This is a genomic window from Methylobacterium sp. A54F, assembly GCF_053346035.1.
The window spans coordinates 42851-55949 of record NZ_JBKFBF010000018.1 but is presented as its reverse complement, the minus strand read 5'-3'; the positions used below and the strand labels follow the sequence as shown (position 1 = coordinate 55949).

At 73.3% G+C, this 13099-nt stretch carries 15 protein-coding genes; 11 read left to right on the top strand and 4 right to left on the bottom strand.

Going from position 1 to position 13099, the window contains the following annotated elements:
- Positions 1–11: 11 nt before the first annotated feature.
- The 3 genes from clpA to ACLBXP_RS22925 all read left to right on the top strand — a co-directional run bounded on the left by clpA (position 12) and on the right by ACLBXP_RS22925 (position 4338).
- Complete coding sequence (clpA, locus tag ACLBXP_RS22935; protein WP_447670144.1) at positions 12–2498, top strand: ATP-dependent Clp protease ATP-binding subunit ClpA; 2487 nt, start codon at positions 12–14, stop codon at positions 2496–2498.
- Positions 2499–2624: 126 nt separating this feature from the next.
- Positions 2625–2933: a hypothetical protein gene (locus tag ACLBXP_RS22930; RefSeq protein ID WP_447670143.1), complete on the top strand. Its 309-nt coding sequence runs from the start codon at positions 2625–2627 to the stop codon at positions 2931–2933.
- A 64-nt stretch (positions 2934–2997) separates the two neighbouring features.
- Entirely contained in the window at positions 2998–4338 is a 1341-nt protein-coding gene (locus ACLBXP_RS22925; protein ID WP_447670142.1) for a flavin monoamine oxidase family protein, read from the top strand.
- Here ACLBXP_RS22925 and egtD read toward each other — a convergent pair.
- Positions 4335–5312, bottom strand: a complete 978-nt coding sequence (egtD, locus tag ACLBXP_RS22920) for an L-histidine N(alpha)-methyltransferase (RefSeq protein WP_447670141.1) — start codon at positions 5310–5312, stop codon at positions 4335–4337. The genes ACLBXP_RS22925 and egtD overlap by 4 nt on opposite strands.
- An 80-nt stretch (positions 5313–5392) precedes the next feature.
- A complete protein-coding gene (gene egtB / locus ACLBXP_RS22915; protein WP_447670140.1) occupies positions 5393–6661 on the bottom strand; it encodes an ergothioneine biosynthesis protein EgtB in 1269 nt (422 codons plus the stop codon).
- Between the two features lie 234 nt (positions 6662–6895).
- Between egtB and murI the strand changes: the two genes are divergently transcribed.
- The 3 genes from murI to rpsD all read left to right on the top strand — a co-directional run bounded on the left by murI (position 6896) and on the right by rpsD (position 8931).
- Positions 6896–7771, top strand: a complete 876-nt coding sequence (murI, locus tag ACLBXP_RS22910) for a glutamate racemase (protein ID WP_447670139.1) — start codon at positions 6896–6898, stop codon at positions 7769–7771.
- Positions 7772–7793: 22 nt separating this feature from the next.
- Complete coding sequence (locus ACLBXP_RS22905) at positions 7794–8123, top strand: GlpM family protein (RefSeq protein ID WP_447670138.1); 330 nt, start codon at positions 7794–7796, stop codon at positions 8121–8123.
- A gap of 190 nt (positions 8124–8313) precedes the next feature.
- Positions 8314–8931, top strand: a complete 618-nt coding sequence (gene rpsD, locus ACLBXP_RS22900) for a 30S ribosomal protein S4 (RefSeq protein WP_447670137.1) — start codon at positions 8314–8316, stop codon at positions 8929–8931.
- Between the two features lie 13 nt (positions 8932–8944).
- Here rpsD and ACLBXP_RS22895 read toward each other — a convergent pair whose 3' ends face one another.
- Complete coding sequence (locus tag ACLBXP_RS22895) at positions 8945–9913, bottom strand: ABC transporter ATP-binding protein (protein WP_447670136.1); 969 nt, start codon at positions 9911–9913, stop codon at positions 8945–8947.
- Positions 9914–9953: 40 nt separating this feature from the next.
- A complete protein-coding gene (locus ACLBXP_RS22890) occupies positions 9954–10223 on the bottom strand; it encodes a hypothetical protein (protein WP_447670135.1) in 270 nt (89 codons plus the stop codon).
- 135 nt (positions 10224–10358) lie between these two features.
- Between ACLBXP_RS22890 and ACLBXP_RS22885 the strand changes: the two genes are divergently transcribed.
- The 5 genes from ACLBXP_RS22885 to tsaD all read left to right on the top strand — a co-directional run bounded on the left by ACLBXP_RS22885 (position 10359) and on the right by tsaD (position 13084).
- The gene (locus ACLBXP_RS22885; RefSeq protein ID WP_447670134.1) at positions 10359–10718 is read left to right on the top strand and encodes a DUF2293 domain-containing protein; all 360 of its coding nucleotides are present in this window, start codon (positions 10359–10361) and stop codon (positions 10716–10718) included.
- A gap of 72 nt (positions 10719–10790) precedes the next feature.
- Complete coding sequence (locus ACLBXP_RS22880) at positions 10791–11000, top strand: TOBE domain-containing protein (protein ID WP_447670133.1); 210 nt, start codon at positions 10791–10793, stop codon at positions 10998–11000.
- 4 nt (positions 11001–11004) lie between these two features.
- The gene (locus tag ACLBXP_RS22875) at positions 11005–11523 is read left to right on the top strand and encodes a hypothetical protein (protein ID WP_447670132.1); all 519 of its coding nucleotides are present in this window, start codon (positions 11005–11007) and stop codon (positions 11521–11523) included.
- Positions 11524–11547: 24 nt separating this feature from the next.
- The gene (locus ACLBXP_RS22870) at positions 11548–11958 is read left to right on the top strand and encodes a VOC family protein (protein ID WP_447670131.1); all 411 of its coding nucleotides are present in this window, start codon (positions 11548–11550) and stop codon (positions 11956–11958) included.
- A gap of 76 nt (positions 11959–12034) precedes the next feature.
- Positions 12035–13084 carry a tRNA (adenosine(37)-N6)-threonylcarbamoyltransferase complex transferase subunit TsaD gene (tsaD, locus tag ACLBXP_RS22865; RefSeq protein ID WP_447670130.1) on the top strand — a complete coding sequence of 350 codons (1050 nt, stop codon included), beginning with the start codon at positions 12035–12037 and terminating at the stop codon, positions 13082–13084.
- Positions 13085–13099: the final 15 nt, after the last annotated feature.

The window sequence follows — 13099 nt, the reverse complement described above, 5'->3', positions numbered from 1 at the left end:
AGAGGCCAGCTTTGCCCAGCTTCTCTCGCAGCCTAGAACAAGCTCTGCACCGTGCCCTGGCCCTCGCGGGCGAGCGCCGCCACGAATACGCGACCCTGGAGCACCTGCTCCTCGCCCTCGTCGACGACCAGGACGCCGCCGCCGTGATGCGGGCCTGCAACGTCGAGATCGACGCGCTGAAGCGCAGCCTCGTCGAGTACGTCGACACCGAGCTCTCGAACCTCACCGGCGACGGGCGGCAGGACGCCAAGCCCACGGCCGGCTTCCAGCGCGTGATCCAGCGCGCGGTGATCCACGTCCAGTCCTCGGGGCGCGAGGAGGTGACCGGCGCCAACGTGCTCGTGGCGATCTTCGCCGAGCGCGAGAGCCACGCCGCCTACTTCCTGCAGGAGCAGGACATGACCCGCTACGACGCGGTCAACTACATCAGCCACGGCATCGCCAAGCGGCCCGGCGCCTCGGAGGCCAAGCCCGTGCGCGGCTCCGACGACGAGGGCTCCGCCGAGCGCCCGAGCGGCGAGGAGGGCGAGGCCCGCACCAAGAAGAAGGGCGACGCCCTCGACGCCTACTGCGTCAACCTCAACAAGAAGGCCCGCGACGGCAAGATCGACCCGCTGATCGGCCGCGAGTCGGAGGTGCAGCGCACGATCCAGGTCCTCTGCCGGCGCCAGAAGAACAACCCGCTCCTCGTCGGCGACCCCGGCGTGGGCAAGACCGCCATCGCGGAGGGCCTCGCCCGCAAGATCATCCAGCACGAGGTGCCGGAGGTCCTGGCCGACGCCACCGTGTTCTCCCTCGACATGGGCACGCTGCTCGCCGGCACCCGCTACCGCGGCGACTTCGAGGAGCGCCTCAAGCAGGTGATGAAGGAGATCGAGGCGCACCCCAACGCGATCATGTTCATCGACGAGATCCACACCGTGATCGGTGCGGGCGCCACCTCGGGCGGCGCGATGGACGCCTCGAACCTCCTCAAGCCGGCGCTGGCCTCGGGCACGCTGCGCTGCATCGGCTCGACCACCTACAAGGAGTACCGTCAGTACTTCGAGAAGGATCGGGCGCTGGTGCGCCGCTTCCAGAAGATCGACGTCAACGAGCCCTCGATCCCCGACGCGATCGAGATCGTGAAGGGCCTGCGGCCCTACTTCGAGGAGTTCCACAAGCTCAAGTACACGACCGAGGCGGTGAAGGCCGCGGTGGAATTGTCGGCGCGCTACATCAACGACCGCAAGCTGCCCGACAAGGCGATCGACGTGATCGACGAGACCGGCGCCTCGCAGATGCTGGTGCCGGAGGCGCGCCGCAAGCGCACCATCGGCGTCAAGGAGATCGAGGCGACCATCGCCACGATGGCCCGCATCCCCCCGAAGACCGTCTCGAAGGACGATGCCGTCGTCCTCCAGAACCTGACCGAGAACCTGAAGCGGGTCGTCTACGGCCAGTCGAACGCCATCGAGGCGCTGACCTCGGCGATCAAGCTCGCCCGCGCCGGCCTGCGCGATCCCGACAAGCCGATCGGCTCCTACCTGTTCGCGGGCCCGACCGGCGTCGGCAAGACCGAGGCCGCCAAGCAGCTCGCCGCCTCGCTCGGCGTCGAGATGCTGCGCTTCGACATGTCGGAGTACATGGAACGCCACACCGTGAGCCGCCTCATCGGCGCGCCCCCCGGCTACGTGGGCTTCGACCAGGGCGGCCTGCTGACCGACGGGATCGACCAGCACCCGCACTGCGTGCTGCTCCTCGACGAGATCGAGAAGGCGCACCCGGACCTGTTCAACATCCTGCTGCAGGTGATGGACCACGGGAAGCTGACCGACCACAACGGTAAACAGGTCGATTTCCGCAACGTGATCATCATCATGACCTCGAACGCGGGCGCCTCGGACCTCGCGAAGTCGGCCTACGGCTTCACGCAGACCAAGCGCTCGGGCGACGACGTGGAGGCGATCAACCGGCTGTTCGCGCCGGAATTCCGCAACCGCCTCGACGCGATCATCTCGTTCGGCCACCTGCCGAAGGAGGTCGTGGCGAAGGTGGTGGACAAGTTCGTCCTCCAGCTCGAGGCACAGCTCGCCGACCGCAACGTCACCATCGAGCTCTCCGACGAGGCGCGCGACTGGCTGGTGGAGCACGGCTACGACGACGCGATGGGCGCCCGGCCCATGGCGCGGCTCATCCAGTCCACCATCAAGACGCCGCTCGCCGACGAGGTGCTGTTCGGCCGCCTCAAGGACGGCGGGGCCGTCCGCGTGGTGGTCCGCAAGCCCGAGGACGCGGAGGCCAAGGCCGGCGCCAAGGACAGCCTCGCCTTCGAGTTCCCGGACGGCCCGGTGACCCCGAAGCCCGAGAAGGACGTGAGCAACGCGGCCAAGAAGCACAAGCGGTCCACCAAGCCGCGCGCGGCCACCCGCAAGAAGACCCAGAAGCCCGACAAGGGCGGCGGGTCCGGCGGCGGGGGCGTCCGCACCGTGCCGAAGGTGCCGCTGGTCCGCGCCTGATCCCGCCGAGACGGCCGAGCCCGCGCGCCGCCCGAAGCACCCGCCTCCGCGGTCCTGCTCCGGGCGGTTTCGCATTTGCCCGGGAGGCGTTAAGAGCGCGGCGCGCGAGCGAACCAGAGGGGCACGATGAACAACCACCTGCAGGAGGGGCCCCTCAGCCCGGTCTCCCCGGCGCCCTCGCACGACCTGGCGCCGCAACCGCTGTCGCCGAAGGCTCTGCCGCCCCAGAAGCTGACCCGGCGCGAGGAGCGCCGCCGCCGGCGCAAGCGCCGCCGCCGGGGCGAGGAGATCCTGGCCTGGTTCCTGGTGCCGGCGATCATCCTCGGCATCTACTGGAGCGTCACCGCCGGCCTCGACCTCCTCGGCACCTCGCCGGGGCAGGTCTGGGACCAGCTCATGCAGGTCAAGGCGATGATGGAGAAGCGCAGCTCCTGAGGCGCGAGCCCCGAGGCATCGCCCCCGCGATTCCCGGACCGCGCCTGCGGGCGCCGGCACATTCATGGTGAAGCGAGCAGCCGAACCGGACCCGACACGCCGCGGCCTCGTCCTCGGGGGCCTCGTCCTCGGAGGCTTGTCGCTGCCGTCCGTGCGCGCCGCCGCCGGCGACGGGCCGGTGGTGATCGTCGGGGCGGGCGCGGCGGGGCTCGCGGCCGCGCGGGCGCTGGCGCAGGCCGGCCGGCCCTTCACGCTGATCGAGGCGCGCGCCCGCATCGGCGGCCGCGCCTACACGGACCTCAGCCTCGGGCCCGATCACGGCTTCGATGCGGGCGCGCAGTACGTCCACTGGGCCGAGCGCAACCCCTGGGAGCCGGTCGTGCGGGAGACCGGCGTGCGGATCGCCTCCGATCAGGGCTGGGCCCGCACGCTTCTGATCGACGGCCGGCCCGCGACGGAGGCCGAGCGCACCGCCCGCCGCGCCGGCTTCGCGACGCTCGACGCGCTGCTGAAGCCCGGGGACCACGATGCCTCGATCGCCGAGGCGGCCCGGGGCGGCGGTCCCGAGGCCGAGCGCGCGGCCGCCAGCCTCACCCGGCTCTCGCTCGGCGAGGAGCCCGAGCGGGTCTCCGTCCTCGACTACGACCGCCTGTGGTCGGGCCAGGACCTCTGGGTCGACGGCTACGGGGCCCTCGTGGCGCGGACCCATGCGGACCTGCCCGTGAGCCTCTCCACCGTCGCCGAGGCGATCGACTGGTCGGGCACGGGCGTGCGCGTCGCCACGAACCGCGGCACCCTCGCGGGGGCGGCCGCGATCGTCACGGTCCCGGTCGGCGTCCTGACCGGCGGGGCTCTGCGCTTCGCGCCCGACCTGCCGGAGCCGATCGCGGCGGCGCTGCACGGCCTCGGCATGGGCGCCTACACCAAGATCGCCCTGCGCCTCGACCCCGACCGCCTCCCGCTCGCGGCGCTCGGCGATGCGGTCTCGGTGGCGCGGGCGGACGGACACGATCGGACGCTGTACGTCGAGATGGCGCCGTTCGGCCGTCCGCTCGCCATCGCGCATATCGGCGGCGACGGGGCGCGCGACCTCTGCGCGCTCGGCGAGGACGGGGCGGTGGCGGCCGCCCGCGACCGCCTCGCGGCGATCCTCGGCGGGCGTGCCCGCGAGGCGGTGACGGGCGGGCGCCTCGCCGGCTGGTGGACGGACCCCTTCGCCCGCGGCAGCTACGCGATCGCCCATCCTGGCTCGGCCGAGGCGCGCGTGGCGCTGCAGCCGCCGATCGGCGGGCGCATCTTCCTGGCCGGGGAGGCGCTGGCGCCCGGCAGCGCCATGACGGTCGGCGGCGCGACCCTCGACGGGCAGCGCGCGGCCCGCGCGGTGCTGCGGGCGCTCCCGGGCTAGCCGGCCCGGCGCAGCGCGTGCACCGAGAACAGGGCCTCGGGATCGGTCCAGACCGCCTCGGCCGTCCAGCCCGCCTCCGCGGCGAGGGCCCGGAAGCTCTCGACCGTGTACTTGCAGCTGTTCTCGGTGTGGATGGTCTCGCCGTCGAGGAAGGCGAACGGGTGCCCCGCCACCGTGACGGTCTGCGCCCGCCGGCTGACGAGGTGCATCTCGATGCGCGAGGCCGCGGCGTTGAAGACCGCCCGGTGCCCGAAGGCGTCCCGGTCGAAATCGGCGCCGAGCTCGCGGTTCATGCGGGTGAGGAGGTTGAGGTTGAACGCGGCCGTCACGCCCGCGGCGTCGTCGTAGGCGGCCTCCAGCACCGCGCTGTCCTTCACGAGGTCGACGCCGACGATGAGGCGCGCCCCGGCGCCCAGCACCGTCCCGAACTGCGCGAGCAAGCCCGCGGCGTCCCCGCGCTCGAAGTTGCCGATGGTGGAGCCGGGGAAGAAGCCCGCGGCCGTCGCGCCGCCGAGGTCGTCGGGCAGCCGGAAGGCCTGCGTGAAGTCGGCGGCGATCGGCTCGATGCGCAGGTGCGGGAAATCGGTCCGGAGCGCCTCCGCCTCGCTGCGCAGGAAGCTCTCGGAGACGTCCACGGGCAGGTAGGCGGCGAGGTCCGGGAGGTGGGCCAGCAGGCGCCGGACCTTGACGGTCGAGCCGCTGCCGAACTCCACGAGGGCCGCGCCCCGCGGAAGCCAGGCCGCGATCTCGGCCCCGTGGGCGTCGAGGATCCGCAGCTCCGTCCGCGTCGGGTAGTATTCCGGCAGCCGGGTGATCGCCTCGAACAGGTCGGAGCCCGCCGCGTCGTAGAAGTACTTCGCCGGCAGAGACTTCTGCGGGTTCGCGAAGCCCGCCAGCACGTCGGCCAGGAAGGCGCGGTCGTCGGGCAGCTGCGCGATCGGCCGCGCCTCGGGGAACGTGGGCTTGATGGTCAAGGGCGACCTCCGGAACTGGGCTTCAGGCAAGGTGGCGCGTCGGCGGGGAAACGCCCGGCGCGCCGGAAAGGTCGCGCGGCTCAGGCGCGGTAGGCGGCGAGCCGCAGGCCGGTGAACTGCCAGCGCTGGTGCGGGTAGAAGAAGTTGCGGTAGGGCACGCGGGCATGGCCCTCCGGCGTCGCCACCGAGGAGCCGCGCAGCACGAACTGGTTCGACATGAACTTGCCGTTGTACTCGCCGAGGGCGCCCGGCAGGGGCCGGTAGCCCGGGTAGGCGGTGTAGGCGCTGCGGGTCCATTGCCAGACGAGGCCGAAGGCGTCGCCGAGGAGGTCGTCGCGGGCGGCGATCTCCCACTCGGCCTCCGTCGGCAGGTCCCGCCCGGCCCAGCGCGCGAAGGCGTCGGCCTCGTAGTAGCTCACGTGGCTGACCGGCTGGTCCGGGTCGACCGGCCGGCGGCCGGCGAGCGTCATGCAGCTCCAGCCGGACGCGTCCTGCCGCCAGTAGCCCGGCGCCTCCCAGCCCTCGGCCTGCACCGCGAGCCAGCCGTCCGAGAGCCACAGCTCCGGCCGGGCGTAGCCGCCATCCTCCATGAAGGCGAGCCACTGGGCGACGGTGACGAGGCTCCGGTCGATCGAGACCGGCAGGACCAGCACGTCGTGCCGGGGCGACTCGTTGTCGAAGGAGAAGCCCGCGCCCTCGTGGCCGATGCGGGCGATGCCGCGCTCCAGGGCGGCCTTGCCGCCGCGGGCCTCGGCCGCGGGGAAGCGCCAGGCCGGGTCGTAGGCGGGCTCCAGCGGGTTCTGCGCGAAGGCGTGCAGGATGTCGGTGATCAGCAACTCCTGGTGCTGCTGCTCGTGGTAGAGCCCGATCTCGAGGATCGGCAGCACCGCCTCCAGCGCCGCCGGGGCCGCCTGCCTGAGCAGCGCCGTCACGGCCTGGTCGACATGCGCCCGGTAGCCCGCGACCTCCGCGGCCGTGGGCCGGGTGATCAGCCCGCGGCTGATGCGCGGCTGACGGGGGCCGGCCGCCACGTAGTACGAGTTGAACAGGTAGTGGAGCCGCTCGTCGTAGATGCGGTAGCCCGGCAGGTGCTCGCGCAGCAGGAACTGCTCGAAGAACCAGGTCGTGTGCGCGCGGTGCCACTTGGTCGGGCTCGCATCGGCCATGGACTGGACCTGCTGGTCCTCCGGCGAGAGCGGCGCGGCGCGGCGCTCGGTCTCGGCGCGGACCTCGGCATAGGCCCGCAGCCACGCCCCGGCATCGATCGGGCGGGCCGAGAGGGGCGGGGGCGGAAAGGCCGCGCCCGTGCGGGCGGCCTCGGGTTCGCGGAGGGCGGCGGTCGCGGCCATGCGGAATTCCCCTTTTCGGCCCGGCCGGAGAACGACGTTCCGGCCCGGGCGCTCGCCGTAGAAGGTATGGCTCGCGCGCAATCGGACAACACCGCCGCGCTGCGCAGCTTCGCCGCTGGGGCATGCGCCGCAGCTTTGGGGAATCCGCGGCCTTTTTCGCGCCGCAGTGACAGGGCCTTAACCCTCCGGCGCCGAAGCTGAGCCGATATCCACGCTCAGGTTGCGGGGCGCTTGATGCGGATCGACCTCATGGCTGGAGCGACCCTCTCGGCGATCGCCCTGCGGCCGGCGCTGCCGCCGACGATCCTGGTGTTCGATTCCGGGCTCGGCGGGCTGACGGTGCTGGCGCAGGTGCGCCGCGCCCGGCCCGACGCCCGCTACGTCTACGCGGCGGACGACGCGGCCTTCCCGTACGGCCGCCTTGCGGAGCCGGTGCTGGTCGCGCGGGTGCTCGCCGTGATGGAGCGGCTGATCGCCCGCCACGCCCCCGACCTCGTGGTCATCGCCTGCAACACCGCCTCGACCCTGGTGCTGCCCGCGCTCCGACAGCGCTTCCCGACCCCCTTCGTCGGCGTGGTGCCGCCGATCAAGCCGGCCGCCGAGGCGACGCGCTCGCGCCTCGTGAGCCTGCTCGCCACCCCCGGCACCGTGGCCCGCGCCTACACGCACGACCTGATCGACACCTACGCGGGCGCCGCGCGGGTGACCCTCGTCGGCTCGCCGAACCTCGCGAACTACGCCGAGGCCGAGATGGCCGGGAGCCCCGTGGACGACGCGGCCCTCGGCGCCGAGATCGCGCCCTGCTTCGTGGAGGCCGCGGGGCGCCGGACGGACGTGGTCTGCCTCGCCTGCACCCATTACCCGCTGCTCCTGCCGCGCTTCGAGCGGCTCGGCCCCTGGCCGGTGACCTGGATCGATCCGGCCCCCGCCATCGCCCGGCGGGTGGTCCAGCTGCTCGGGCCCTGCGCGGATCGCGGGGCGCCGGACGAGGCCGGCGTGCGCGGCGCCTTCACGGGCGGGCTCGGCCTCACGCCCGCGCTGCGGGCCGCCCTCGACGCCCGCGGCTTCTCGGGCCTGGACATCGAGGCCATGCCCCTCGGCCTCCAGTAGTCGCGCGGGCGGACCGGTTCGGATGGACGTCCTCTGGAAGGGTCTCGTCGGCGGCCTCGTCACCATGGCGATCGTGCTCGCCTCGCGCCGCGGCAACATCCTGCCCGGCATCCTGCCCCTCGCCCCCACCTTCGCGATCATCGCGCTCCTCGCCGTCGGCGCGAAGGGCGAGGCCGGCGCCTTCCGGGAGACCTGCCTCGCGGGCGCGCGCACGATCCCGGCCTACCTCGTGTTCCTCGGCGCCTGCTGGTGGCTCGGCGGCGGGCTCGACTACCGCCTCGCCATCCTGGGGGGCCTCGCCGCCTGGCTGGTGGTGGCCCTCGCGATCTTCCTGGGGCCGCGCTACCTGTGATCGGCGCGCCTTGACGCGCCGGGCCATCTCCTCTAGGCAGCCCCGGCGCGCGGGGTCCCGGTATCGGGGCCCCGCGGCGTTTTCATACGCACCCGTGGGCGGTTGTCGAAACACCGCCCTGTCGCCCCAGCCCATGGCAGGGGAGAGGAGGGCGCGTTCCTCGATAATCTCGTTTGCGAGAGGAACAGCGATGTCGAAGCGCGTTCAGGCGAAGCACAAGCTCGATCGCCGCATGGGCCAGAACATCTGGGGCCGCCCGAAGAGCCCCGTGAACCGCCGCGAGTACGGCCCCGGCCAGCACGGCCAGCGCCGCAAGGGCAAGATGAGCGACTTCGGCACGCAGCTGCGCGCCAAGCAGAAGCTCAAGGGCTACTACGGCAACATCACCGAGAAGCAGTTCCGCCGCTACTACGCCGAGGCGATCCGCCTGCGCGGCGATTCCGGCGAGAACCTGATCGGCCTGCTCGAGCGCCGCCTCGACGCCGTGGTCTACCGCGCGAAGTTCGTGGCGACGCCCTTCGCGGCCCGCCAGTTCGTGAACCACGGCCACGTCAAGGTGAACGGCCGCCGCGTGAACATCCCGAGCTTCCTCGTGAAGCCCGGCGACGTGATCGAGGTGAAGGAAGCCTCCCGCCAGCTCGAGATCGTCGTGGTCGCCTCGCAGCTCCCCGAGCGCGACGTGCCGGACTACATCGAGGTCGACCATTCCAAGATGACCGCCCGCGTCACCCGCGTGCCGGGCCTCGGCGAGGTGCCCTATCCGGTTCAGATGGAGCCGAACCTCGTGATCGAGTTCTACTCCCGCTGATCCGGGGGAACGCTCAGGACCTTTCCGGAAGGGCCGCCCGCGAGGGCGGCCCTTCTGCTTTCGCGGCCTCCCGCAGCGCGTCGAGGTCGAGCCGCCGCGGTTCCGGGCCCGCGACCCGCAGGCGCACTGCGCCGCGCGCCAGCATCAGGGCCAGGGCGTCGCGCAGGGAAGCCTGCGGCGCGATCTCGGGCATGGCGCCCGCCTCGCCCGGGACCGCCACCTCGGCCACCGTCAGCAGGGCGAGGCGGCGCAGGGCCCGGTCCGGCCCCACGAACGCGGCGACGAAGTCGTCGGTGGGCGCCGCCAGCAGGCGCTCGGGCGCATCCGCCTGCACGAGGCGCCCGGCCCGCATCAGGGCCACCTGATCGCCCATGGCCACCGCCTCGTCGATGTCGTGGGTGACGAGAATGACGGTCTTGCGCAGGCGCCGCAGGATGGCGCGAATCTCCGTCTGAAGCCGCCCCCGCGCGATCGGGTCCACCGCCCCGAACGGCTCGTCCATGAGCAGCAGCGGGGGATCGGCGGCGAGCGCCCGGGCGACGCCGACGCGCTGGCGCTGCCCGCCCGAGAGGGCGTCCGGCCGGCGGTCGCGGTAGGTCGTCGGATCGAGGCCCACGAGGTCGAGCAGGGCATCGACGCGCGCGGTAATGCGGGCGCGCGGCCAGCCGATGAGCTCCGGCACGGTCGCGACGTTCTGCGCGACGCTCCGGTGGGGGAACAGGCCGACCCCCTGCAGCACGTAGCCGATGCCGCGGCGCAGCCGCACGGGGTCCGCGCGCGCGACGTCCTCCCCGCCGAGCAGGATCCGGCCGGAATCCGCCTCGACCAGGCGGTTGACCATGCGCAGCGTGGTGGATTTGCCGCAGCCCGAGGGGCCGATCAGCACGCAGGTCGTGCCCTCGGCCACCGTGAGGTCGAGCCCGTCCACCGCGGGGGCGGGCGCGCCGGGAAAACGCTTCGCGACGCCCTCGAAGCGGATCATGGGGCGCCCGCGGCCATCATGGAACGGAGGGCGTCGCGCCTCAGCAGCCGCGGCAGATCGAGCCGAGGGTGGTGCGCATCCGCGCGTCCCAGGCCTTGTCGCGGGCGGCGGCAGCCTTCTGGGCCTTCTGCATCGCGGCCTCGGCCTCCGGCCGCATCGGCGCGCCGCCGGAGGGCGGCTTGGTGGTGCCGGTGGCGGTTGTGGCGCGTGTGGCCTTCGGCGCGCCCGGCGCGGCGGCCGGGGCCTGCGCGTGGGCGGGCGCGAAGCCGAGGAGCGTAGCGAGGGCGGCTGCCGCCAGTGATGCGCGCATGGCGTGGATTAAGTCCCTGACGAGAGCGGCAGCCTTCGTGCGCCGGGCCGCCTGATCATGCAAGGCTACGCGTGCCTCGCGCAGGAATTATGGCGCGCCGCTTCGCGACGACCGACGGATGAGGAGACGCCGCGCATGGGCCGATCGCCCCCCGAGCCACCCCCGCGCAACCGCCGCGAGGCGGTCGCGGCCGCCCTGCGCCGCCTCGCGCCGCGCCTGCCGGCGTTCGAGGCCGAGGCCAGCCTCGACCGGGCGCTCGCGAGCCCGGGCCTGCGCGGCGCGGCGCCGGAGACCGCGGCCCGCCTCGCCCTCGTCGCCTACGCGCGCCACGTCTTCACCGAGTACGACGCGCTGCTCGCCGAGGGCTACGACCGCGACAGTGCCCGCCACTTCATCCTCGACGACCTCAACGAGACGCTGGCAGTCTGGGGCGCGCGGCCGGTGCCGGAGGATCCGGAGCCGGGCTCGGAGGACGAGGGATTTCCCGATTCCTGAGGTCGCATCGCCGGTGCGGGGTGGTATAGGGGCGCGGCCCGCGACAGGCGGGCGGTGCACAGGACCCCGAGCATGAAGATCAGCGCGCGCAACATCCTCAAGGGCACCGTCGTCTCGGTCGAGAAGGGTGCGACCACCGCTCACGTGAAGATCGAGATCGCGCCCGGCCAAGTGGTCACCGCCGCGATCACCAACGAGGCGGTCGATGCCCTCAAGCTCACGAACGGCGCGCAGGCCTACGCGGTCGTGAAGTCCTCCGACGTGATGGTGGCGGTGGACTGACCGGGTGCGCGCGCTTCCCGTCGTCCTGATCCTCGGGCTCGCGGGTGCCGGGCCGGCCGCGGCCGAGGAGCCTGCGCCGGTGCCCGCCGCCTGCTCGCGCTTCGACTGGTTGCTCGTGCGCGAGGAGGCGTGGTTCTCCGCGCCCGGCCTCGCGCGGGTCGCCTCCGGCGAGCAGGTGGCCCGCGAGATGCCGGGCGCCGTGCTGGCCCTGAAGCCCACGGCCGAGGTCGCCTTCCCGGTGCCCCCCTCGCGGGAGCCAGGCCCGGGCACCTTTGGGGGCGTCCTGCGCTTCCCGGCGCCGATCGCGCCGGGGCTCTATCAGGTGACCCTCTCGGACGACGCCTGGATCGACGTGAGCCAGGACGGTGCGACCACCCGGCCGCCCGTCGCCCACACGATGCAGCGCGACTGCCCAACGGTGCGCAAGAGCCTGCGCTACCAGTTCGGCACGAATCCGGTGACGATCGAGATCAGCGGCGCGAAGGCCGAATCGATCAAGATCGCCATCGCGCCCGCGGAGTAACCCGAACCGTCCCGGAGGATGGCCATGCAGCCGATGATCTTCGTGAACCTGCCCGTGACCGACGTCGCCCGCGCGACCGCCTTCTACGAGGCCGTGGGGGCGACCCGGAACCCGCAGTTCAGCGACGCGCGCACCGCCTGCATGGTCTTCTCCGAGACGATCCACGTGATGCTTCTCAGCCACGAGCGCTTCGCCGAGTTCTCCCCGAAGCCCATCGCCGACCGCTCGACCTGCGAGGTGCTGATCGCCCTCTCGGCCGAGAGCCGCGCGGCCGTCGACGCGGTGACGGAGGCGGCCGGCCCCGCCGGCGGGCGCCTCGACCCCTGTCCCCGGCAGGACCACGGCTTCATGTACGGCCGCAGCTTCGAGGACCCGGACGGCCATATCTGGGAGGTGGTCTGGATGGACGCCTCCATGGCCGGGCAGGGCGCCTGACCCGGATCCCGGCGCGTTGCCCTCCGGCCCCCGGGGCGGCTAGGGTCGCGCCTCCCGCCCCCGCACCGATCGGCCCATGAACGTCCTCGGCATCGAGACCACCTGCGACGAGACCGCCGCCGCCATCGTCGCCTCCTCGGAGGACGGCCCCGGCGACATCCGCGCCAACGAGGTGCTGAGCCAGATCGCCGAGCACGCCGCCTACGGCGGCGTGGTGCCGGAGATCGCCGCCCGCGCCCACGTCGAGGTCCTCGACCGGCTGATCGCCCGGGCGCTCGACCGGGCCGGCACCCGGCTCGCCGACCTCGACGGCATCGCGGTGGCGGCGGGCCCCGGGCTGATCGGCGGCGTGCTGATCGGCCTCGTCACCGCCAAGACGCTGGCCCTCGTCACCCGCAAGCCGCTGCTGGCCGTGAACCACCTGGAGGCGCACGCGCTCACCGCGCGCCTCACCGACGGCCTCGGCTTCCCCTACCTCCTGCTCCTCGCCTCCGGGGGCCACACCCAGCTCGTCGCGGTGACGGGCGTCGGCGCCTACATCCGCCTCGGCGGCACCATCGACGACGCGATCGGCGAGGCCTTCGACAAGGTCGCCAAGCTCCTCGGCCTCGGCTACCCGGGTGGTCCGGAGGTCGAGCGCATGGCGGAGCGCGGCGATCCCGAGCGCTTCGCCCTGCCGCGGCCGATGCTCGGCCGGCGCGAGGCCGACTTCTCCCTCTCGGGCCTGAAGACCGCCCTGCGGGTCGAGGCGGAGCGGATCCAGCCTCTGGCCGAGCGGGACGTGGCCGACCTCTGCGCGAGCTTCCAGGCCGCCGTGGTGGACACCGTGGTGGACAGGGTGCGGGTCGCGCTCCGCGGCTTTCGGACAGTCGCCGGACACCCGACCGCCCTCGTCGCGGCCGGCGGCGTCTCGGCCAACGGCGCCATCCGGCGGGCCCTGTCGGCGCTTGCCGGGGAAGCGGGCCTCGCCTTCGTGGCCCCCCCGTTGCCGCTCTGCGGCGACAACGGCGCGATGATCGCCTGGGCGGGCCTCGAGCGCCTGCGCGCCGGCCTCGTGGACGACCTGACGGCCCCGGCCCGCGCCCGCTGGCCCTTCGCCGAGGCCCCGCGGGCGGCGCTGGCCTAGGTGCGGCGCGCCGGG